Below are 22,019 nucleotides of genomic sequence, written 5' to 3'. Positions count from 1 at the left end.
GAGAACCCCCATGGCCGAAACATCTCAGACCGACGCTGCCAATCCCGTCATTGAACAGCTGGAAGAAAAGGACAAGACCTCCGCCGTCGCGGTTGCCGGTCACCCCTTGCATGCCATGAGCGTGCATTTCCCGATTGCCTTGGTCTTCGGCACGCTCGCCGTCGATGTCTTCTACTGGTTCACGGCGGACCCCTTCTGGCTGCGCGTCGGCCTCTGGTCCTCCGGCACGGCGTTTGGGGCCGGTGTCGCCGCGGGCCTTGTCGGAACGGCCGAGCTCTTGCTCGTGCCCGGCATTCGCGCGCGTGCCGCAAGCTGGGCCCATGCGATTGCGGCCATTACCCTGATCTCGGTTGCCGGCGCCAACTGGGGCTTGCGGCTCATCGATCCCAATGTGGTTCTGCCGCATGGCATGCTGCTCTCGGTTCTGGCGGCCGTCCTGACCGGTGTTGCTGGCTGGCACGGTGGTAAGCTGATCTTCGATCACGGAATCGGCCTCATGGTGTCGCCCAAGGATTGAGTGGTTCGAGAAGGCGCTTCAGCCCGCCCGGCTCGGACATGACCGGAGGCAGGGTGAACTGGGGCGCCTCCTTGGCCAGCACGAGAATGAGGATCGCCAGCACCACGACGCCGCAGCTCACGGTCGCCACGACAAAGCGCCAGGCCGGATAGACTTCCCCCTTTCTGAAAAGCCGGATGACCACCAGTCCGGAAAAGACGTGGAAGATGGCCAGCAGCCCGACAAAGGCGAGTTTCCATGAAAACCAGGGTGCAAACACCTCTCTCATGAAACTGAGCGCAATCCCGCTTGCGACCGCCAGGAAGGCCGCCGGCGAGATCAGCACGACAAAGGCAAAGCGTGTCATCCGCTGCATGCGGTAGAGCGCATCGTCGTTTTCGACATGTGCCCGCTGGACGTAGAGGCTCGGCAGGCTGATAAGCCCGGCGGTCCAGATGGCAATGGCTGCGATATGGACGAATTTCAGGAGGGCGATCATCAGCGTGGCGCCTCGCTGTCGAAGCTTCGTCCCGCAAACAGACTGCGCAGCTTGAGAAGAGCGGCGAAGAGATAGGGCAGGGCCGCCGGCACCCACATCAGAAGCCCTGAAAGCTGCTGGTCGGCGAGCGGGGAGAGGCCGAAGGGATGCGTTGTGTCCATATGCGCGGCAAACAGCGGCTCGCGCGAAAATGTCAGCAAAGCCCCCAGCATGCCCATCTGGATCGTCGTGCCTAGCAGAAGTGCCACCGAAGGCCCGACCGTGCGCCGTGGCGAAAGAATGTCGTACCAGAGCCAGACCGCCGACCCGATCAGCGTCAGTTCCATCAGCCAGTAGGCGGCAGGCGATGAGAGGGCGAAGAGATAGGGCTCCGGGGCGTGCCAGGTCCACATCAGGATCGTGTGCACGAGAAAGGAGAGCTGCGCCGGCAGGGGTTGACGCTCGCGCGCCTTGGGCGGGATTGCAAGAATGATGAACGGCGCCAGAAACGTGACGAGCAGGATGTGGTGCAGGACCCGGGCCGAAAACAGCGCAGACGCCAGCGCACAGAGCGGTGAGACGAAGGCGATTAGCATCACCACAAGGGCAGCACCGGCCGCCATCCGCTGCCGCGGATTGCTGGCCGTGGTCATCAGAAGCACGAAAATCGCACCGATCGCCGCAAGCAGGGGCGGATCGAAATTCCAGTCACGCCAGAGCATCTCCGGTGTCGGCGCCGGGCCGCAATAGATATCGAGGTTCATGATGTCAGTCCCGAATTGCCGTCAAAGTCGGTCATTGCCCCGCGCACGCGCACCCTCCGTTCGGCCGCTGCCCTGCGAGGGCAACACGCGTGACGCCACATTGTTCCATTGGCTCGGGAGATCGGAGAAGCCGGAGGGAACGACCTCAGCCGCCTCGCTCGATCCGGACCGGCACCGACTTGTAGGCCGGGGTTTTTGACGCGCGGTCGTGATGCGCAAGCGGCACCAGCGGATTGAGCTCCGGGTAATAGCCGCCGACGCAGCCGTCCGGCAGGTCGAAGGGCAGAACCTCAAGCCCGCCGACGCGACGGTCGACCCCATCCTCGGCATCGCTCACCAGCGTCACCCGCTCGCCGACGGTGAGCCCATGCCGCTCGATCTCGGCGGGGCTGATCAGCAGCACGTCGCGCTTGCCCTCGATGCCTCGCAGACGGTCGCTATAGCCATAGACCGTCGTGTTGAACTGGTCGTTACTGCGCAGGGTCACCAGGCTCATTCGGCCCGGTGTTGGCTGAAACCCGGTGGCCGAGAGCATCTCGGGCGTGACGAACTCGGCTTTGCCGCTCTCCGTCTTCCACTGCCGCTCGCGGGCGGAATTGCCGCGATAGAAGCCACCGGGCGTAAAGATCCGGGCATTGAAATCGCGGAATTCCTCCGGATAGGTCTTCTCGATCAGATCGCGGACGGACGCCGTGTCGCGCGCCCAGTGGCTCCACAGCATTTTCGGGTTTTGCGGCAGGGTCGCCTCAGCGAGCCGGCTGACGATCTCGATCTCGGATTTCAGGTGTTCGCTCGCCGGCGTGCGTTTGCCGACGGAACCATGCACGCAGCTCAGGCTGTCTTCCATCGACACGACTTGCGGATGGCCGGTCAATGGATCCATTTCGCTCCGCCCGAGACAGGGCAGGAGATAGGCGATCTCGCCGTTGAACAGGTGACCGCGATTGAGCTTGGTGGCGATCTGCACCGTGAGCCGCTGCTGCGGCCAGGCCTCCTCCATCGCCTTCTGTTCGGGGATCGCGCGCAGAAAATTGCCGCCGAGCGCGACAAAGGCCGAGACCTCGCCTTTCAGGATCGCCTCGCAGGCCTCGACCGTGTTCATGCCCTTCTCGCGCGGCGGCGAGAAAGCGAACATCTCCGCAAGCCGGTCTAGCGGCACGAGTTCCGGCTTTTCCGCAATGCCGACGGTGCGCTGACCCTGAACATTGGAATGACCGCGCACGGGTGAAATCCCGGCTCCCTGTCGGCCTATATTGCCCTTCATCAGCAGCAAATTCACATAGGTCGAGACATTCTCGAAGCCATGCACATGCTGGGTGAGCCCCATGCCATAGATGCCGATGGTGTTTTCGGCTTCCACATAGACCGTCCCCGCCGCCTCGATCGCCGCACGCGTGAGCCCGGAGACGTCCTCGATCTCGGCCCAGTCGAGCGCCCTCAGCCGCGCCTCGAAGTCTTCGAAGCCGACGGTATGCTCGGCGATGAAGGCGCGGTCGATGACATGGCGATTATCCCCCCGCGCCGCATCGTCGGCGGCCAGAACATGTTTGCAGAGCCCAAGGAGCACGGCGATGTCACCGCCCGGTTTCACCTGGTGATACTGGCAGGACAGCGCCGTTTCGCTGCCCGTCACCATCGCCGTCGGTTCCTGCGGATTGATCATGCTTTCCAGCCCCCGCTCGCGAACGGGGTTGAAGGTCACGATCCGACAGCCGCGCCTGACCGCCGCCTGCAGCACATGCAGGAAACGCGGGCTGTTCGAGCCGGTGTTTTGACCGAAAAAGAAGAGCGCGTCGCAATGTTTGAAATCGTCGAGCACGACAGTGCCGACCGGCGAGCCGATCACCTTTTTCAGCGTCACCGACGTCGTCTCATGGCACATGTTGGAACTGTCGGGCAGATTGTTGTGCCCATAGGCGCGGGCAAACAGCGCCCAGCAATAGGACGTCTCAAGGCTGGCGCGGCCGGAGGTGTAGAAGACGGTCTTCTTCGGATCCATGGCCTTCAACTCGCGCCCGATCTCGGCGAATGCCTCGTCCCAGGAGCAGGGCACGTAATGGTCGCTCGCCCGGTCGCAGCGCATCGGATGGGTCAGCCGTCCCAGCTGCTCCAGATCGTAATCGCTGAAGGTCTTGAGCTCGGTCACGCTGTGCCGGGCAAAGACGTCCGGAGTGGCCGTTCGGCTGGTCAGCTCCCAGAGCGTCGCCTTGGCACCGTTTTCGCAAAACTCGACGGGATGGTGATCGGCGGGCTTCGTCCAGGCGCAGGAGACACAGGCGAAACCACCCGGCTTGTTCTGTTCCAGAAGTGTCGCGATCGCCCCGGCGCTGATGCCTTCGTCGCCGGCGATCCGGGCAATGCCCCGAAGCGAACCCCAGCCGCCTGCCGGCCCGTCATACGTCACCGTCGCATCATCCTTCGCCATTATCCGCTCCCTTCCAAAGTGTTTCGAAGGGAGAACGACTGGAGGCGCGATTGGTTGCGCGGGGCGGGGAACAACAGCTTGCGCGTCGACACATACCGGGTGAGGCGTCCGCTCTTGGAATACGGTGTGCGCCGGGCATTCTCATCCCCGGCGGTCAGCAAGCCGGAGCGTAGCCACGACCCTAAAGACTGGACCTCAAGCCACCATTGCGATAGCCGGATAGGGCGACCCAGTGTCTGGAGTATGAGATGGCGCCTTCCCCCTTTTTTTCGCCTTCCCGGAATTGCTGGCGCGTCGAGAAAGCCGACGATTTTTCGATCCTGATCGATGCCAATGACTATTTCGCCTCGATCCGTGCCTCGATGATGGCGGCAAAGCGGGTGATATACTTTGTCGGCTGGGACTTCGATGCCACGATCACCCTTGGTCATCCCAAGGTCGATGATGGAGCCCCCCGCCGGGTTGGCGACTTCCTGCTCTGGCTGGCCCGCCGAACGCCGGGCCTCGAAATCAAGATCCTGTTGTGGAGCCCGGCTCCACTGGCCAGCTGGGCGAGGCCTTCGAACCTGCCCTATCTCTTGCGCTGGAAGTGGAACAGGCAGATTACCGTCCGCCTCGACGGCAAGCATCCCCTGGGGAGTTCGCACCATCAGAAGATGCTGGTGATCGACGAGGCGGTTGCCTATTGCGGCGGCATCGACGTGACGCTCGACCGCTGGGACACGCGCGAGCATCTCGATGAAAACCCCGACAGGCGCCGCCCCAATGGCAAGCCCTACGGCCCCTGGCACGACATCTCGAGCCGATTTACCGGTCCTGCCGCGCAGGCGCTCGGCGAACTCTGCCGTCATCGCTGGACGCGTGCCGGCGGAAAGGACGTGGCCCCGGTGACGTCAGAGCCGGCTCAGGCGGAGGTTGCGCCGAACTTCTCCTTCGGCAGCGTCAACCTCGCGATCGCCCGCACGAGCCCGGCCTATCAGAACGAGAGCGCCGTCACCGAGATCGAGCAGCTCTATCTCGACATGATCAACGCGGCCCGACACACCGTCTATGCCGAAAGCCAGTATTTCGCCTCGCGCGCCATCGCACAGGCCATCGCCCGGAGGCTCGCCGAACCGGACGGGCCGGAAGTCGTGCTGATCAACCCTGTCATCTCGGACAACTGGCTGGGCACGATCGCCATGGACACGGCCCGCGCCCGGCTTGCCGAATCCATGCGCCGACACGACTACTTTGGACGCTTCAAAATCTACCACCCGGTCACCGCCAAGGGCCAGCCGATCTACGTCCACGCCAAGCTGATGATCGTCGACGACCGGTATCTCCGCGTCGGCTCGTCCAACATCAACAACCGCTCGATGCGCTTCGACCAGGAATGCGATGTGGCGCTTGAGGCGGGCGGTTCGGAAGACCTCTCGGCGAAGATCACAAGCTTCCGCAACGACTTGCTGGCCGAGCACCTGGGGGTAACACCCGACGCAATCGACCAGGCCATCCGCCAAGGCGGCTCGCTGATTACGGCCATCGATATGCTGAGGGCAGAAAACGAGGCCGCAGGGGGCGAAACGCTGAAGCCCTACGAGACGCCGGCGATATCAGACCTCGAAGAATGGCTCGCCGACCACGAAATTCTCGATCCCGAAGGTTCTGAGGCGGTGTTTGAGCCTATCGAGAAGCGGGGGCTTTTCCGAGGGATGTTGAAGCGGCCGAGACGGCGGAAGCTGGGCGGGTAGAGACGGGCTTGGTCCGTCGGCCTTCGATCGCCCTCTTAAAACCTCAACGTCTCACTCTCCATCGCCTTATCCAGCAACACCCCATACTCCGCCTTCGGGATATCCACCGCCCCGAACGTCTTCAGATGCTCCGTGGTGAACTGCGTGTCGAGCAACGTGAAACCGCGCTCCCTTAACCGCTCCACCAGATGCACGAGGCAGATCTTCGAGGCATTCGTGCGCCGTGAGAACATGCTCTCGCCGAAATAGGCGGAGCCGAGCGTGACGCCGTAGAGGCCGCCGACGAGTTCGTCGCCTTCCCAGGCTTCGACGCTATGGGCGTGGCCGAGGCGGTGCAGCGCGCTGTAGAGGTCGCGGATGGTCTGATTGATCCAGGTGCTCGGCCGGTCGTCTGCCGCTTCCGCGCATTTGGCCACCACCTGGTCGAAGGCGGTGTCGAAGCGGATGTCGAAGGGGGATTTGCGGATCGCCTTCTGCAGGCTTTTCGAGACGTGGAAACCGTCGAGCGGGATAATCCCGCGGATATCTGGCTCGACCCAGAAGAGCTCGGGGTCATCGGCCGATTCCGACATCGGGAACATGCCGATGGAATAGGCGCGCAGCAGGAGCTCCGGCGTGATGCTTCGGTCCCTGCTGCGTCGCCCAGCCATTTTTTACTTGGCCGAAGTTTCGGCCAGATATTTTTCCAGCCAGTGGATGTCGTAGTCGCCGTTGGCGATGTCCTGATTGGCCACGAGATCCTGGAACAGCGGCAGCGTCGTCTTGATGCCGTCGACGACGAATTCGTCGAGCACGCGGCGCAGACGCATCATGCATTCGACGCGGGTGCGTCCATGCACGATCAGCTTGCCGATCAGGCTGTCATAGTAAGGCGGGATCTTGTAGCCGGCATAGACGCCCGAATCGACGCGAACGCCGAGGCCACCCGGTGCATGGAAATGCGTGATCGTGCCGGGCGACGGCACGAAGGTGCGCGGGTCCTCGGCATTGATGCGGCATTCGATGGCATGGCCCGAAAACACCACCTGATCCTGCGTGACCGAGAGGCCGGCGCCGGAGGCGACACGGATCTGCTCATGCACGAGGTCGATGCCGGTGATGGCTTCGGTGATCGGATGCTCCACCTGCAGGCGGGTGTTCATTTCGATGAAATAGAACTCGCCGTTTTCGTAGAGGAATTCGATCGTGCCGGCGCCCCGGTACTTCATCTTCTTCATGGCTTCGGCGCAGATCGAACCGATCTTCATCCGCTGCTCGACATTCAGGGCCGGGGAGTTCGCCTCTTCCCAGACCTTCTGGTGGCGGCGCTGCAAAGAGCAGTCGCGTTCACCGAGATGGATGGCGTTGCCCGCTCCGTCACCGACAACCTGCACCTCGATATGGCGCGGCTTGCCGAGATATTTTTCCATGTAGACGGCATCGTTGCCGAAGGCAGCGAGCGCTTCGGAGCGCGCCGTCGAAACAGCCTCTTCCAGCTCTTCCTCGGTCTTTGCCACCTTCATGCCGCGACCACCGCCACCGGCCGTCGCCTTGATCAGCACGGGGAAGCCGATTTCGCGGGCGATTTCCAGCGCGTTTTCCGGCTTTACTTCGCCGTCCGAGCCGGGAACGACGGGAATGCCGAGTTCGACCGCGGTCTTCTTTGCCGTGATCTTGTCGCCCATCAGGCGGATATGTTCAGCCGTCGGTCCGATGAAGGTGATGCCATGGGCGTCAAGGATGTCGGCGAACTTGGCGTTCTCAGACAGGAAGCCATAGCCCGGATGCACTGCGTCAGCGCCGGTGATCTCGCAGGCAGCCACGATCTGGTGGATGTTGAGATAGCTGTCGCGCGACGGCGGCGGGCCGATGCACACGCTTTCGTCGGCAAGCCGCACATGCATGGCGTCAGCGTCGGCGGTGGAGTGAACCGCCACCGTCTGGATGCCGAGCTCCTTGCAGGCGCGCAGAACGCGCAACGCAATTTCGCCGCGGTTGGCGATGAGGATCTTCGAGATGGCTGTCATCGGCTTACTCGATGATCACGAGAGGCTCGCCGTATTCGACCGGGCTTGCATCATCGATAACGATCTCGACGACCTTGCCGGACTTGGGCGAGGGGATCTGGTTCATGGTCTTCATGGCTTCGATGATGAGAAGCGTCTGGCCTTCCTTGACCATCTGGCCGACTTCAACGAAGGCGCGCGCGCCCGGGGCCGGCGACAGGTAAACGGTTCCGACCATCGGTGCGGTGACAGCGTTGGAAAGGTCACGGGCGGCAGGGGCAGCGGGTGCAGCGACAGCGGCAGGAGCAGCAGCCGGTGCGGCCGGTGCCTGGTAGGCATAGCCCTGCATCTGCTGCGGCATCATGACAGGGGTGCCATTGCGCGAAACGCGGATGCGCAGGTCGTCCTGCTCCACTTCGATCTCGGTGAGATCGGTGTCGTTGAGGATGTTCGCGAGATCGCGGATCAGCTTCTGATCGATGCCCGATTTCTTTTCAGCCATGGGTGGATGTCCTGTAATTCTTGTTATTGCGTGATGGTTTTCAGCGCCTGAAGCGCCAGGATGTAGCTATGAGGTCCGAAGCCGCAGATCACGCCCTTGCACGCGGGCGCTATCACCGATTTATGGCGGAATTCCTCGCGCGCATGCACGTTGGAAATATGCACCTCGATCACCGGAAGCGGGGATACGGCCTTGATCGCGTCATGCAGGGCAATCGACGTGTGCGTATAGGCTCCGGCATTGATTGCGACGCCGACCGACTTCTCGCCTGCCTCGTGCAACCAGCTCACGAGGTCACCCTCATGATTGGACTGGCGGAAGTCGATGGTCAGCCCGAGTTCGGCGCCGGCGGCCTTGCAGTCTGCCTCGATATCGGCGAGCGTCTTGCCGCCATAGATCCCCGGTTCCCGCTTTCCCAGCATGTTGAGATTGGGGCCGTTCAGCACGAAAATGGTTTTGCTCATCTACGCTTCCGTCGACTTTCAACCGCCTCCTATAGACCGAGAGCCCCTGTAGGGAAAGCCCTTTGCCGTGATCGCGCCAAACCGTCCCCGGAAAACCGGGTATTGGGCAGGCGCGGGGAGGGGAAAAGAGTGGTTTTGCCCTTCAGCAGGTCGCCCCTCAGCAGGTGGCCTTCCCGCAGGCGCGCACATTGCCGACCTTGGCGACGATCGCTTCCTTGCCGACGGCGCCGGGAACGGTTTCATTGCCGATCACATAGGAAGGCGTACCGGTGATGCCAAGGCTGGTTGCCAGCTGATAGGCTTCCTGCACTTGTGCGGAATTCGGGCTTTCGGCCATCTTGGCGCGGATGGCATCCTCGGCGATGCCGAGTTCGCCGGCAATGGCAATCGCGCTCTCTTCCGAGGCCCGGCCGTCCTGGGTCATCATGGCACGGAAGAAGGCACCGTAATTGTCGGGCGACAGCTTGCGCACGGCATCCGAGACCTTGTGCGCGGCTTCCGAGTCCGGTCCAAGGATCGGGAATTCCTTCAGGACGTAGCGGACATTCTTGTCCTCGGCGATGACGGCTTCCATGTCGGCATGGGCGCGGCGGCAATAGCCGCAATTGTAGTCGAAGAACTCGACCACGGTGACATCCCCTTGCGGATTGCCGATGGCCAGATCATAGGCGGAGTTGAAGATCGCATCCTGATTGGTCGACAACGCCTCGGCCGAGCGCTGCGAGCGGATCTCTTCCTGCTTCTTCTGCAGGGCATCTTGCACTTCGAGCATGATCTCGGGGTTCGCGATCAGGTATTCGCGGATGAATTCGCCGAATTCCTTCTTCTGTGCCTCGTCGAGAGCCACGGCCGGAAGCGGCATCAGGGCGGGAAGGAGTGCCACGCTTGCGCTGGCGATCATCTTGAAGTTCAGGGCCATGTTGTTCCTCGTCCTTGCCGTCTTCATTCGTCAGGCGTGCCGATATCGGCTCGTCGCCACCGGCTGATATCGAGCCTAAAGGCTCATGCTTTCAAGCGGAATGGCTTTTTTGCACTGCCTTGTCCAGCCTCTCCATTGTGATGCCACGCGCTTTGCGGCAAATGTCGGGCGTCAGACCGAGGAGCGATCCGTTGATTTCCATTTCCAAGCGCAGTGCCGTCGAACCCTTCCACGCCATGGACATCCTGGCTGAGGCTACCCGCAGACGCCAGGAGGGCCGCCCGGTTATCTCCATGGCCGTTGGTCAACCCGGCCATCCTGCACCGCAGGCGGCGCTTCATGCCGCCCGCCAAGCGCTGGAAGGCGGCCGTATCGGCTATACCGATGCGCTTGGGCTGACCGGCCTTCGCCAGGCGCTCGCCGAGGAATACCAGCGTCGCCACAATGTCTCCGTCGACTGGAACCGGATCGTCGTCACCACGGGGTCCTCCGCCGGCTTCAATCTAGCCTTCCTCTCGCTCTTCGATGTCGGCGATGCCGTGGCAATCGCCAGGCCCGGCTATCCCGCCTATCGCAGCATCCTGGCAGCGCTTGGCCTGAAAGTGGTCGAGGTCGCCGTTGGTCCGGATACCGGCTTCACTCTGACGCCGGAAAGTCTGGAACTTGCGCAGGCCGAAGCGGGCGTTCGCCTCAAGGGCGTGCTGCTCGCAAGCCCGGCCAACCCGACCGGCACGGTCACGACCAAGGCGCAGCTGAAGGCCGTCTATGACTACTGCCAGGGTGAGGGGATCACCCTGATCTCCGACGAGATCTATCACGGCCTGACCTATGGCGCAGAAGAGGCGACCGCGCTGGAGATCGGCGACGATGCCGTCATCATCAATTCCTTCTCCAAATACTATTGCATGACCGGCTGGCGCATCGGCTGGATGGTGCTGCCAGAGGAACTGGTGCGTCCCGTCGAATGTGTCGCCCAGAGCCTCTACATCTCCGCCCCGGAACTCTCGCAGATCGCAGCGCTTGCCGCCCTGAGCGCGACCGATGAGCTGGAGCACTACAAGGCCGCCTGCCAGGCGAACCGCGACTTCCTGATGGCCCGCCTGCCGGCGCTTGGCCTGCCGCTGCTGTCGCCGATGGACGGCGCCTTCTACGCCTATGTCGATGCAAGCAGCTTTACGAATGACAGCATGGGCTTTGCGAAGCGCATTCTCGCCGAGACCGATGTGGCCGTCACACCCGGCCGTGATTTCGATCCGATCGATGGCCATTTGGCACTGCGACTGTCCTATGCCGGCACCATGGCCGACATGGTCGAGGCGACCTTTCGGTTGGAGAAGTGGCTGCCGAAAAGCGCTTAGGCATTGAGCGAAATAGATTCGCAATCAAGGGCTTCAGGAATTTTGCTGACTCGGTTTGAAAGCAAGCTGAATCAGTTTCTGAAGTCGCGGATTGAAGGCATGGGGAGGTGGGGTCATGACACCGCAACGGATCAGCCAGTTGGTCAGCGCGCCCGACATTCTCACCCAGCGGACGCGGTTGCGCGCCCACCGGCTCGAGGATTTCGAGGCGATGCTCGCCATGTGGCAGGACGACGCCATCGTCCGCCACATCACCGGTCGCCCCTCGACGTCAAACGAAACCTGGTCCCGGCTCCTGCGCTATATCGGCCACTGGCATGCCCTCGGCTTCGGCTATTGGGTAATCGAGGACCGTGAGACGGGGCTTTACCTCGGAGAAGCGGGCTTCGCCGATTTTCACCGCGACATGGATCCACCGCCCGGCTCCGCGCCGGAAGCCGGCTGGGCGATCGTCTCGGCAAGCCACGGGCGCGGTCTCGCAACCGAAGCCATGCAGGCCGCCCATGCGTGGATCGATGCTCATGGTACCCATGGCCAGACCGTCTGTATCCTGGCGCCAGAACACGCTGCATCGATCCGCGTGGCAGAGAAATGCGGCTATGCCCACGCCTATGACACCACCTTCGCCGGTGGTCTGACATCAGTGATGAAACGCGCACGTCCCAGCGCCTGACCGGCGAGATTCTGGAGACAAAAAAAGGGCCCCGTGAAGGGCCCTTCTTGCATTCGATCACAACCGCGCGGGTCTTAGAAGAAACCACCGCGCTTCTGCCACCAGCCGCCCTTCTTGGGCTTGGCATCGGTGCTGTCTTCCGTGGCCTTGACCGAAGTCACGACTGGTTCGGACGACGCCACGTTGGATTCGCGATTGGCGCGGGCGGCCTTTGCCTCTTCGGCAGCCGGGGCAGGGGCCGGCGCAGTGACCGGAGCCGGTGCGGCAACCGGTGCTTCTTCGACGACGGTCTCGGCGACAGGTGCCACTGGCGCGGCGATAACGGCGGCAGGTGCCACCTCAGCCACAGCTTCGGGCTCTGCGGTAGACTTGGCCTTGCGAGTGCGGCGCGGCTTCGGCTTTGTGGCCGCAACAGCCTCCTCGACGACCTCTGCAGTCTCCGGCGCAACGACCTCTACGGTCTCGGTGGCTGCGGCGTCGACGGGCGCATCGTCCGCGTCATCGCCATCACCATTATCGTCGTTCTCGTCGGATGCTTCCATCGAGCCTTCTTCGCCCGGACGATTGCGACGGCCACCGCGCTTGCCGCGACGGCGGCGCTTGCGCTTCTGGGCGTCGTCACCATTGCCGTCACCTTCGGCTTCGACTGCGCGGATTTCGCCATTGCTCTCGCTGGCATCGTCCTCGCCCTCGTCGCCATCCTCGTCATCGAGGTCGGCGCCGTTGTCGCCATTCTGGCCGTCCGCATGGGTGCCATTGCCGTTCTGGCCATTCTTGCCGCGGCGACGACGACGACGCTTGCGCTTGCGATTGCCTTCTTCGCTGTCGGCGCGAGGCGGCTGCGGTGCGCTCTCGGCCTTGGCGGCAGCGACGACGATTTCTTCCTCGTCTTCGTCCTCGGGTTCCGGAACGTAGTCGTCCTCTTCCTCGATCTCGGGCAGGAGCGACAACAGGCTCTCGATCTTCACCGGGTTCTCGACGGCTTCGCCGCGCTCGATGGTGAAGTGCTGCGAGCCGCCATGCTGAGCGGGCATGCCACCATCGATGACGATGGACACGCCGAAGCGGCCTTCATAGTCGACGATCGTGTCGCGCTTCTGGTTGAGGAGGTAGAGTGCCGTCTCCGGCGTCGTGTGCACGATGATGTCGTGCGTCGTCGCCTTCAGCAGAAACTCCTCGATGCCGCGCAGAACATGCAGGGCAACGGACGACTGCGAGCGGATGAGGCCGGTGCCTGCGCAATGCGGGCAGACCTGCGTGGTCGATTCCAGCACCGAGGCGCGGATGCGCTGACGCGACATTTCCAGCAGGCCGAAATGCGAGATCCGGCCGACCTGAATGCGGGCACGGTCGTTCTTCAGGCAATCCTTCAGCTTCTTCTCGACGGCGCGGTTGTTGCGCTTTTCTTCCATGTCGATGAAGTCGATGACGATCAGGCCGGCCAGGTCGCGCAGACGCAGCTGGCGGGCGACTTCTTCCGCCGCTTCGAGGTTCGTCTGGAGTGCGGTGTCCTCAATCGAGTATTCGCGGGTAGAGCGACCGGAGTTGACGTCGATCGAGACGAGCGCTTCCGTCTGGTTTATGATGATGTAGCCGCCCGACTTCAGCGTCACCTGCGGCTGCAGCATCTTGTCGAGCTGGGCTTCGATACCCGAGCGCGCAAAGATCGGATGCAGGTCGCGATAGGGCTGAACCACCTTGGCATGGCTCGGCATCAGCATCTTCATGAAGTCTTTCGCTTCACGATAGCCTTCTTCGCCCGAGACGATGATCTCGGAAATGTCCTTGTTGTAGAGGTCGCGGATCGAGCGCTTGATCAACGAACCTTCTTCATAGACGAGGCACGGCGCGGTCGAGGCGAGCGTCAGCGTGCGGACGTTCTCCCACAGGCGCATCAGATATTCGAAGTCGCGCTTGATCTCGACCTTGGTGCGGTTGGCACCTGCGGTACGCAGGATCACTCCCATGCCCTGCGGCACTTCGAGGCCGCGGGCGATTTCCTTCAGACGCTTGCGGTCGGTCGGCTGGGTGATCTTGCGGGAAATCCCGCCGCCGCGCGCTGTGTTCGGCATCAGGACCGAGTAGCGGCCGGCGAGCGACAGATAGGTGGTGAGAGCAGCACCCTTGTTGCCGCGTTCTTCCTTGGCAACCTGCACCAGCAGGATCTGCCGGCGCTTGATCACTTCCTGGATGCGGTACTGCTTGCGCGGCTTGCGCTGGATCCGGTCCGGAACCTCTTCCATGGCGTCTTCAGCGCCAACGGATTCGATTTCTTCCTTTTCCTCGATGTGATCGTCGTCATCATCGTCGCCGTCATCATCGTCGCGACGGCCGCCACGGCGTCCGCCGGCTTCTTCGGAAATCTCGTCCATGTCGACCATGGCAGCGATCGTGCCGCCTTCGACGTCATCAGAACCTTCGCTGCCTTCTTCGGCTGCGGTCTCCTCTGCGGCGGCCTTCTTGGCACGCGGCTTGCGGACACGCTTCGGCTTGGCCTTGGCCACAGGCTCTTCGGCTGCGGCTTCGCTCTCGCCTTCGACCACGGCTGTCGCGGCGACATCTGCATCGGCCTCAGCCGCCAGTTCGGCTGCCACGTCATCGACGATCGCCGAGGTGACGGAGTTGGTGGTGTTGATGCCGATGTCGGGCTGATCTTGCTGGGCAGGGTCGTTGAAGACCTCATCGCCTTCGACGTCGTTTTCCTTGCGGTGCTCTTCGGCTTCCGCACGAAGCAGTGCCTGACGGTCGGCGAGGGGGATCTGATAGTAGTCGGGGTGAATTTCGGCGAAAGCCAGGAAGCCGTGACGGTTGCCGCCGTAATCGACGAAAGCGGCCTGCAGCGAGGGCTCGACCCTCGTTACCTTCGCCAGATAGATGTTGCCGCGTATCTGCTTCTTGTGTTGGGATTCGAAGTCGAATTCTTCAATACGGTTACCGCGAACGACGACAACGCGCGTCTCTTCTTCGTGAGACGCGTCGATTAGCATTTTGTCTGCCATTTAAGCTGTGCTCCTCGGCGCCCTCGGTCGGTGGTCCACCCGCGCGCTGAACTTTAAAGCGGCTGGAACCTAGCGGACTGTGCGCCGGATATAGATGTGGACGCACGGAGGACCGGGTTTGCAACATACGGACGGACAGCGGGACACTTTCTGATCCCGATCCGTTCCTGGTTATGTAAACCTGTTGCAAAGACATCAAAAACCGTACGTCAACGACAATGATATGAACCCCACGGGGCCCGATGAATGCTCGGTAAAGAGCTGATGGTGGAGAGCCACCGATGATGTGCCGACCTTGTCGGCGTGTTGAACCAGTTTCAGGAAAAAATGCGGCGACGGCAGATGAATGTCCGGTTGAACAGGCGCCAATTCCATTATCTGAGGTTGGCAGCCGTGGGCGGAATTCTATCCCGTTTGCACTTTTATCCCTCGTGTGCCTTGTATGTTTTCTACGTCACAATAGCAAGAGCAAACGGATTTATGCCATAATGGCAGTGAATTAGAGACATTGCCTCTGTGCGCGTGATTCCGAGGGTGAAAGCGGTTCCGAACCGCAATTTCGACGCTCATCGGGCCGACAGGACGAGGCATGCGGCGGACAATTGCAGAAAATGGCGAAGCGTGCGGCTTGTGATTTGTATCACAGTTGTGACGTTGCCGCGACGGGGGCAGGATTTGACAAGAGCATTGGCGGTGCCGGCGGGGCGAAAACCTGCGCTTTGGGCCCGAATCGGTCTGGCGGCGCTCGTCTGGCTGGCGCCGATTGCGCCTGTCGTCAGCACGGCCCATGCCGTAACCGCTGAGGCGCCTGTCGAGCGTCTCGTAGCCTATGGCGCGCGCATCGCTGGTGACGAGGCGCGGACCCGCATCGTTCTCGATTTCGATCGCGCACCGACGATCGCCACCCGCTACATCGCCAACCCCGACCGGATCGTCGTCGACCTTCCGGCCACGGCCTTTGCCTTCGCGGAAGGCGACTTGAAGGCGACCGGACTGTTCAGTGACATCCGTTATGGGTCTATGGATTCCACCTCTGCCCGTCTGGTCCTGACGGCGGCACGTCCCGCACGGCTTGCAGCCGCCACCGTGATGCCGAACGAAGCCGAAGGCGGCTATCGGCTGGTGCTTGATGCCGAACTGGTTCCTGCCCAGGACTTCGCAGCCCTCGTGTCGGGCCAGGCCTGGAGCGAACCGCAAGAAGCAGCTTCGTCCACGAGCGCGCTGCCGGTTGCTACAGCCGCGACCGACGAATTCGTCATTGCGATCGACGCTGGCCATGGCGGGATCGATGCCGGCGCCACAGGGGCGTCCACTAAGGCGGCAGAGAAGGACATCACGCTCGCCTTTGCCAAGATCTTGAATGAAAAGCTGAAGGGCCAGCCCGGCATCCGCGCCGTCATGACGCGTGACGCCGACAAATTCCTGTCGCTCTCCGAGCGCGTGCTGATTGCGCGGCAGAAGGGTGCGGATCTCCTGATCTCGCTGCACGCCGATACGCTGCGCCAGGCGGACATCCGGGGAGCCACCGTCTATACAATCTCGGACAAGGCCTCCGACCACATGGCGGCCCAGCTGGCGGAGCGCGAGAACTTTTCCGACACCATCGGCGGGGTGCAACTGCCGACGGAAACCGAGGCGGAGGTGGGGGATATCCTGCTTGACCTGACCCGCCGGGAGACGCAGGCTTTCTCGATCGCCATGGCCCAGGCTGTCGTTGGCTCCTTCGAGGGGCAGATCTCGCTGATCAACAATCCCCATCGCCACGCCGGCTTCCGCGTGCTGCAGGCGCCCGATGTGCCCTCCATTCTTCTCGAGCTCGGATTCCTGTCGAACAAGGAAGACGAAAAGCTCCTGCTAGACCCGGTCTGGCGCGACAGGGTGGCCGATCTTCTGGTCGAGGCGATCAAGCGCTATCGCGAGCCGCAGTTCGCCAATGGCGGTTAGGCAACATCCGCCGAGGGAACCTGTGGTCGAGGCGGATTTCTGCCGCTAACGGCCCTATTTTCCTCACATTGTCTCCGTTACTCCGATGTAGGTTACGCAAAGGTGAGCGATCTCGAATCGCGGGGCCTTACACGTGAAGTCCGCATGTCTTGCCATCCACCGCATGACGTGCAAAACGCCACAGGGTATGCGAAGCTCTAAAAAAGGGCGCGCGAACCTGAAGCAGAGCCGGTAGCGGAAACATGATCAGACTGATTGGATATCTCTTCGGATTGGCGTCCGTGCTTGCGCTCGGCGTCGCGGCGGTCGTTGCCGTCTATCTGATGGGTGTGACCAAGGACCTGCCGGACTATGAGGTTCTCGCCAGCTATTCGCCGCCGGTAACGACCCGCATTCATGCTGGCAACGGCGCGCTTGTCGCTGAATATGCCCGCGAGCGCCGGCTGTTCCTGCCGATCCAGGCGATCCCGGACCGCGTCAAGGCGGCTTTCCTTTCCGCTGAAGACAAGAATTTCTACAACCATCCTGGCGTCGATATCACCGGCCTCGGCCGCGCGATCCTGGTGAACGTCCAGAACCTCGGGTCTGGCCGTCGCCCGGTGGGCGCTTCGACGATCACCCAGCAGGTGGCAAAGAACTTCCTTCTGTCATCCGACCAGACCATGGACCGCAAGATCAAGGAAGCGATCCTTTCCTTCCGCATCGAGCAGGCCTATTCGAAGGACAAGATCCTCGAACTCTATCTGAACGAGATCTTCTTCGGCCTGAACGCCTATGGCATCGCCGGCGCAGCGCTCACCTATTTCGACAAGTCGGTGACTGAACTCACCATCGCCGAGACAGCCTATCTCGCAGCCCTGCCGAAGGGGCCGAACAACTACCATCCCTTCCGCCGCACCGAGGCGGCGATTGAGCGCCGCAACTGGGTCATCGACCGCATGGTCGAAAATGGCTTCGTTGTCCGGGAAGAGGGCGAAGAGGCGAAGAAGGAACCGCTCGGCGTCAATCTGCGTCGCACCGGCTCCTCGCTCTTCGCGTCCGACTATTACGCCGAGGAAGTCCGCCGCCAGATCATCGAGAAATATGGTGACAAGGCACTTTACGAAGGTGGCCTTTCGGTCCGCACCTCGCTCGACCCGAAAATGCAGATCGCAGCCCGCAAGGCCTTGCAATCGGCCCTCTTGACCTACGATCAGCGTCGCGGCTTCCGTGAGCCGATTAAGACCATTTCGCTGGACGGCGACTGGGGCGTTCCGCTCGCCGAAATCTCCGGGCTTGCCGACGTGCCGGAATGGAAGGTCGCCGTCGTGCTCGACGTCGCCGCCGATGGCGTCGATATTGGCCTGCAGCCGGCCAAGGAAGGCGGTGGTCAGGTCGTCGCCGAGCGGGTTCGTGGCCGCATTGCACCCGATGACATGGAATGGGCCTTCCGCTCCGCGAGTGCCGATCGGAAGTCGACCAAGTCGCCCGTCGGTGTCCTCAATCCGGGTGATGTGGTCTATGTCGAGGCCAAGGAAGAGGGTTCAAGTGCCTACCGTCTCCGCCAGTTGCCGAAGGTGCAGGGCGGTCTCGTCGCCATGGACCCGCATACCGGCCGCGTGCTGGCACTTGCCGGTGGCTTCTCATACGCCCAGTCCGAATTCAACCGCGCGACACAGGCGATGCGTCAGCCGGGTTCGTCCTTCAAGCCCTTTGTCTACGCGGCCGCTCTCGACACCGGTTACACCCCGGCGTCGGTCATCATGGATGCGCCCGTCGAATTCGTCTCCGGCGGCCAGGTCTGGCGTCCGCAGAACTATGGCGGCGGATCGGCCGGCCCACAGACCCTGCGCCTCGGCATCGAGAAGTCGCGTAACCTGATGACGGTGCGCCTCGCCAACGACATGGGCATGAACCTCGTCGCTGAATATGCCGAACGCTTTGGTATCTACAACAAGATGAACCCGGTGCTCGCCATGTCGCTCGGCTCGGGTGAAACCACCGTCATGCGCATGGTCTCCGCCTACGCCGTGTTTGCCAATGGCGGCAAGCAGATCAAGCCGACACTGATCGACCGTATCCAGGACCGTCACGGCAAGACCATCTTCCGTCATGAAGACCGCATCTGCGAGGCCTGCAACGCCGAGCGCTTCACCGGTCAGGAAGAGCCTGTCGTCGTCGACAACCGCGAACAGGTTCTCGATCCGATGACCGCCTACCAGATCACCTCTATGATGGAAGGTGTTGTGACCCGCGGTACGGCAGGCGGCAAGATCAAGCTCGACCGCCCCGTTGCTGGCAAGACCGGTACGTCGAATGACGAAAAAGATGCCTGGTTCGTCGGGTATACGCCCGATCTGGTCGCCGGCGTTTATATCGGTTTCGATCAGCCGGCGCCCATGGGGCGTGGCTCGACCGGTGGTTCGCTCGCAGCCCCCGTCTTCAACGACTTCATGCAGATGGCGACGGCCGACACCCCACCCGGCCAGTTCTTCGTGCCCGCCGGCATGAGCTTCATTCCGGTCAACAGAACCACTGGCATGTTCGCCTATGAGGGCGAGCCGGACACGATCATCGAGGCCTTCAAGCCCGGCACGGGTCCTGCCGACACGCTCTCGATCATCGGCATGGACGGCTACGCGCCGCCAGAAGAAATTCTGCGCGACTCGCCGCAGGCCAACCAGGCCGTCACCTCCGGTTCCGGTGGTCTGTTCTAAGCCATTCCTTTGCATCAGTTGCGCCCGGCCCTTTACATCAGGGCCGGGCGCAACTATGCGGAAGACCAGATTTTCACCAGTTTCAGAGGTTGAGAACCGAACGCATGCGTAATGAAATCGAGAATGTCGTCGACGAAATCAAGCAGGCCATAAGCCTGCTGAGGAGGCATCTTTGACTGGGACCAGGCGATAAGACGACTGGACTGGTTGAACAACAAGGCCGAGGATCCAAACCTCTGGAACGATGCCCAGGAAGCCCAGAAGCTGATGCGCGAGCGCCAGCAGCTGGATGACAGCATTGCGGGCGTCAAGCGCCTCGAACAGGCGATGAACGACAACATCGAACTGATCGAGATGGGCGAGGAAGAGGGCGACGAGAGCGTCGTCAAGGACGCCGAAGACCAGCTGAAGGCACTGAAGACGGAAGCGGCGCGCCGCCAGGTCGAGGCCATGCTGTCTGGCGAAGCCGACGGCAACGACACCTATATCGAAGTCCATTCCGGCGCCGGCGGCACGGAAAGCCAGGACTGGGCGAACATGCTTCTGCGCATGTATACCCGCTGGGCAGAGCGCTCGGGCTTCAAGGTTGAAGTGCTGGAAGTGCATGACGGCGAAGAGGCAGGCATCAAGTCCGCGACCATCCTGGTCAAGGGCCACAATGCCTATGGCTGGATGAAAACCGAATCGGGCGTGCACCGTCTGGTCCGCATCTCGCCCTATGATTCGAACGCCCGTCGCCACACCTCGTTTTCGTCCATCTGGGTTTATCCCGTGGTCGACGATTCGATCCAGATCGACATCAACGAGAGCGATTGCCGCATCGATACCTTCCGCTCGTCGGGTGCCGGCGGCCAGCACGTCAACACGACCGACTCGGCCGTGCGCATCACGCATATTCCGACCGGCATCGCGGTTGCCTGCCAGCAGGAACGCTCGCAGCACAAGAACAAGGCCAAGGCCTGGGACATGCTGCGCGCACGCCTTTACGAGGTCGAGCTGAAGAAGCGCGAAGAATTGGCCAATGCCGAAGCCGCCTCCAAGACGGATATCGGCTGGGGTCACCAGATCCGCTCCTACGTTCTGCAACCCTACCAGCTGGTCAAGGACCTGCGCACAGGCGTCGAAAGCACCGATCCGGATAGCGTCCTGAACGGTGAGCTTAACGAGTTCATGGAAGCCGCTCTCGCCCACCGCATCAGCGGCAAGGCATCTGAGGTTTCCGACATCGACTGATCAGATCGGTCAATGGACATTAAAAAGGCGGGGCACCGGGTGCACCGCCTTTTTTTCATGCCGATACCTTGCTCGCCACCCCAGGCGTATCCCCGGCCTGAGCACCCGCCACGGTGTGGCGTATCGCTGTGAAGGACTTCGCAAATCCGAGGAACGTCTCCGTGCAGATCGAGGCGTCCGGGAACAGGTGCTGCATCTGACGCCGATCCAGCAGGCTCGCATCCTCCAACGCGCCCATGGCCTCGTCGAGGTTGGCGGCCTTCGGATAAAATCCCGTGCGCATCATCAGATGTGTCCGATACCGCATCGGGTTGGGTAGCCAGTGGATGAAGGGCAGCCTCGCATGCGGCTCGATCGGGAAAGAAAAGCTCGGTGTCTGGATCGCGTAGGATGGCGCAAGCCGTCTGACTTCAGCGGCGAAGGCCCGCTTCCTGGCCCAGGATCCCACATGCTCGATCACCGAGTTGGAGAAGACGATATCGAAGGCATTGTCTTCGAACATCGGAAGCGAGCAGGCATCGCCGATCGTGGTTTTCACGCCTGGCAGATGGCCGCCCTGGTTCTCGGACTGGTCCGCAACGTTGATGCATTCGACCGAAGTGTGCGCCAGATCGAGCTGGTATTGCCATGTCTGCCAGAACTCGGCAGTCCCTCCAAGATCGATGATGCGGCAGGTGCCCTTCATCCGAACGACATCGTCGATCATTCGTCCAAGTTGTTCGATGCGTCTGCGACGGAACCGATTGCCCGAAGAAGTCGGGGAAATGTTGAGCATAAAGGGTTCCTGACGCTGGCAGAGAAGGAAACCCATAGGCAATTCGTGTTGTGCTTGTAAATCTGATGCTTAATGCTTGGTTAACGCAGCATCAGTTGCTCGCGCGTTCCACCTTGATGTCGCCGAGTTCGTCGATCAGCACTGTCCATTCCTCGACACGATCGGTTTCCGGCGAAGTCTTGAGATAGACGGTGGCAAAGAATCCGGGCGTTGCCGCAACTCCGGTCATGCTTTCGGGACGAATGCCGGTGACATAGGGCTTGATGGCCGTGAATTCTTCGAGCTCGACGCTCTCGACAAGCCTGAGCCCGCCTTCGCCAGAGGCGATCATCTGCAGATGGAGGCGGGCGGTTCGGTCCTGCTGGCGGATCGCGACGAGCTTGTAATAGCCGCGTTCGCCGGCTTCAACCGGCGCCTCGACATCAGCCGCACCTTCCGCCCCTGATTCCCAATAGCCGCCGCTGATCACAAAGGTTGCCGTCACCGGCAGCGCACTGATCTCGTCCGCGATGACGGGAGCGGAAAACAGGATAGGGGCCAGTAGGGCGGAGACGGTGAGAGCCTTCATGGGGAAC

General features: G+C 61.9%; 18 protein-coding genes. 7 read left to right on the top strand and 11 right to left on the bottom strand.

The features are described from left to right. Positions 1 to 10: 10 nt before the first annotated feature. Positions 11 to 517, top strand: a complete 507-nt coding sequence (locus tag BSY240_RS05095; RefSeq protein WP_054150679.1) for a DUF2231 domain-containing protein — start codon at positions 11 to 13, stop codon at positions 515 to 517. On the opposite strand, the gene BSY240_RS05090 is transcribed toward BSY240_RS05095, so the two are convergent. The 3 genes from BSY240_RS05090 to BSY240_RS05080 all read right to left on the bottom strand — a co-directional run bounded on the left by BSY240_RS05090 (position 495) and on the right by BSY240_RS05080 (position 4,163). Next, positions 495 to 995 carry a CopD family protein gene (locus BSY240_RS05090; protein ID WP_054150680.1) on the bottom strand — a complete coding sequence of 167 codons (501 nt, stop codon included), beginning with the start codon at positions 993 to 995 and terminating at the stop codon, positions 495 to 497. The two genes, BSY240_RS05095 and BSY240_RS05090, sit on opposite strands and share 23 nt — an antisense overlap. After that, a complete protein-coding gene (locus tag BSY240_RS05085; RefSeq protein ID WP_069041596.1) occupies positions 995 to 1,738 on the bottom strand; it encodes a cytochrome c oxidase assembly protein in 744 nt (247 codons plus the stop codon). The genes BSY240_RS05090 and BSY240_RS05085 overlap by 1 nt, the downstream gene beginning before the upstream one ends. 145 nt (positions 1,739 to 1,883) lie before the next feature. After that, on the bottom strand, positions 1,884 to 4,163 hold the full coding sequence (locus tag BSY240_RS05080) for an FdhF/YdeP family oxidoreductase (protein ID WP_069041595.1): 2,280 nt from the start codon (positions 4,161 to 4,163) through the stop codon (positions 1,884 to 1,886). A 248-nt stretch (positions 4,164 to 4,411) separates the two neighbouring features. Between BSY240_RS05080 and BSY240_RS05075 the strand changes: the two genes are divergently transcribed. Next, positions 4,412 to 5,896 carry a phospholipase D-like domain-containing protein gene (locus BSY240_RS05075; protein WP_069041594.1) on the top strand — a complete coding sequence of 495 codons (1,485 nt, stop codon included), beginning with the start codon at positions 4,412 to 4,414 and terminating at the stop codon, positions 5,894 to 5,896. Between the two features lie 35 nt (positions 5,897 to 5,931). Here BSY240_RS05075 and aat read toward each other — a convergent pair whose 3' ends face one another. From aat to BSY240_RS05050, 5 genes are all read right to left on the bottom strand, one after another. Continuing rightward, a complete protein-coding gene (gene aat / locus BSY240_RS05070) occupies positions 5,932 to 6,546 on the bottom strand; it encodes a leucyl/phenylalanyl-tRNA--protein transferase (RefSeq protein ID WP_069041593.1) in 615 nt (204 codons plus the stop codon). Positions 6,547 to 6,549: 3 nt separating this feature from the next. Then, on the bottom strand, positions 6,550 to 7,902 hold the full coding sequence (accC, locus tag BSY240_RS05065; protein ID WP_054150687.1) for an acetyl-CoA carboxylase biotin carboxylase subunit: 1,353 nt from the start codon (positions 7,900 to 7,902) through the stop codon (positions 6,550 to 6,552). Between the two features lie 4 nt (positions 7,903 to 7,906). Next, positions 7,907 to 8,383: an acetyl-CoA carboxylase biotin carboxyl carrier protein gene (gene accB / locus BSY240_RS05060; protein WP_054150688.1), complete on the bottom strand. Its 477-nt coding sequence runs from the start codon at positions 8,381 to 8,383 to the stop codon at positions 7,907 to 7,909. Positions 8,384 to 8,406: 23 nt separating this feature from the next. After that, positions 8,407 to 8,847, bottom strand: a complete 441-nt coding sequence (gene aroQ, locus BSY240_RS05055) for a type II 3-dehydroquinate dehydratase (RefSeq protein WP_054150689.1) — start codon at positions 8,845 to 8,847, stop codon at positions 8,407 to 8,409. Positions 8,848 to 9,004: 157 nt separating this feature from the next. After that, complete coding sequence (locus BSY240_RS05050; RefSeq protein ID WP_069041592.1) at positions 9,005 to 9,766, bottom strand: DsbA family protein; 762 nt, start codon at positions 9,764 to 9,766, stop codon at positions 9,005 to 9,007. A gap of 191 nt (positions 9,767 to 9,957) precedes the next feature. On the opposite strand from BSY240_RS05050, the gene BSY240_RS05045 reads away from it, so the two are divergent. Next, on the top strand, positions 9,958 to 11,124 hold the full coding sequence (locus tag BSY240_RS05045) for a pyridoxal phosphate-dependent aminotransferase (RefSeq protein WP_069041591.1): 1,167 nt from the start codon (positions 9,958 to 9,960) through the stop codon (positions 11,122 to 11,124). Positions 11,125 to 11,239: 115 nt separating this feature from the next. Further along, the gene (locus BSY240_RS05040; protein WP_083229557.1) at positions 11,240 to 11,797 is read left to right on the top strand and encodes a GNAT family N-acetyltransferase; all 558 of its coding nucleotides are present in this window, start codon (positions 11,240 to 11,242) and stop codon (positions 11,795 to 11,797) included. A 74-nt stretch (positions 11,798 to 11,871) separates the two neighbouring features. Here the strand turns inward: BSY240_RS05040 and BSY240_RS05035 are convergent, their stop codons facing one another. After that, positions 11,872 to 14,796: an Rne/Rng family ribonuclease gene (locus tag BSY240_RS05035; protein WP_069041590.1), complete on the bottom strand. Its 2,925-nt coding sequence runs from the start codon at positions 14,794 to 14,796 to the stop codon at positions 11,872 to 11,874. Positions 14,797 to 15,471: 675 nt separating this feature from the next. On the opposite strand from BSY240_RS05035, the gene BSY240_RS05030 reads away from it, so the two are divergent. The 3 genes from BSY240_RS05030 to prfB all read left to right on the top strand — a co-directional run bounded on the left by BSY240_RS05030 (position 15,472) and on the right by prfB (position 20,669). Next, complete coding sequence (locus tag BSY240_RS05030) at positions 15,472 to 16,740, top strand: N-acetylmuramoyl-L-alanine amidase (protein WP_069041589.1); 1,269 nt, start codon at positions 15,472 to 15,474, stop codon at positions 16,738 to 16,740. Between the two features lie 242 nt (positions 16,741 to 16,982). Further along, a complete protein-coding gene (locus BSY240_RS05025; RefSeq protein ID WP_069041588.1) occupies positions 16,983 to 19,436 on the top strand; it encodes a penicillin-binding protein 1A in 2,454 nt (817 codons plus the stop codon). 104 nt (positions 19,437 to 19,540) lie between these two features. Then, a protein-coding gene (gene prfB / locus BSY240_RS05020; protein WP_171901550.1) for a peptide chain release factor 2 occupies positions 19,541 to 20,669 on the top strand; the annotation gives its coding sequence in 2 pieces (ribosomal slippage) (positions 19,541 to 19,609 and positions 19,611 to 20,669; 1,128 coding nt in all). Between the two features lie 55 nt (positions 20,670 to 20,724). On the opposite strand, the gene BSY240_RS05015 is transcribed toward prfB, so the two are convergent. Together BSY240_RS05015 and BSY240_RS05010 are read right to left on the bottom strand one after the other, a co-directional pair. Continuing rightward, entirely contained in the window at positions 20,725 to 21,444 is a 720-nt protein-coding gene (locus BSY240_RS05015; protein ID WP_236759313.1) for a class I SAM-dependent methyltransferase, read from the bottom strand. A gap of 91 nt (positions 21,445 to 21,535) precedes the next feature. Next, positions 21,536 to 22,012, bottom strand: coding sequence for a hypothetical protein (locus BSY240_RS05010; RefSeq protein ID WP_069041587.1), 477 nt, complete (start codon positions 22,010 to 22,012; stop codon positions 21,536 to 21,538). Positions 22,013 to 22,019 lie beyond the last annotated feature (7 nt).

Origin of the sequence: Agrobacterium sp. RAC06 (assembly GCF_001713475.1) — a bacterium.
Lineage (GTDB): Bacteria > Pseudomonadota > Alphaproteobacteria > Rhizobiales > Rhizobiaceae > Allorhizobium.
The sequence above is the reverse complement of the archived record's forward strand: the minus strand, read 5'-3'. Positions and strand labels throughout refer to the sequence as shown.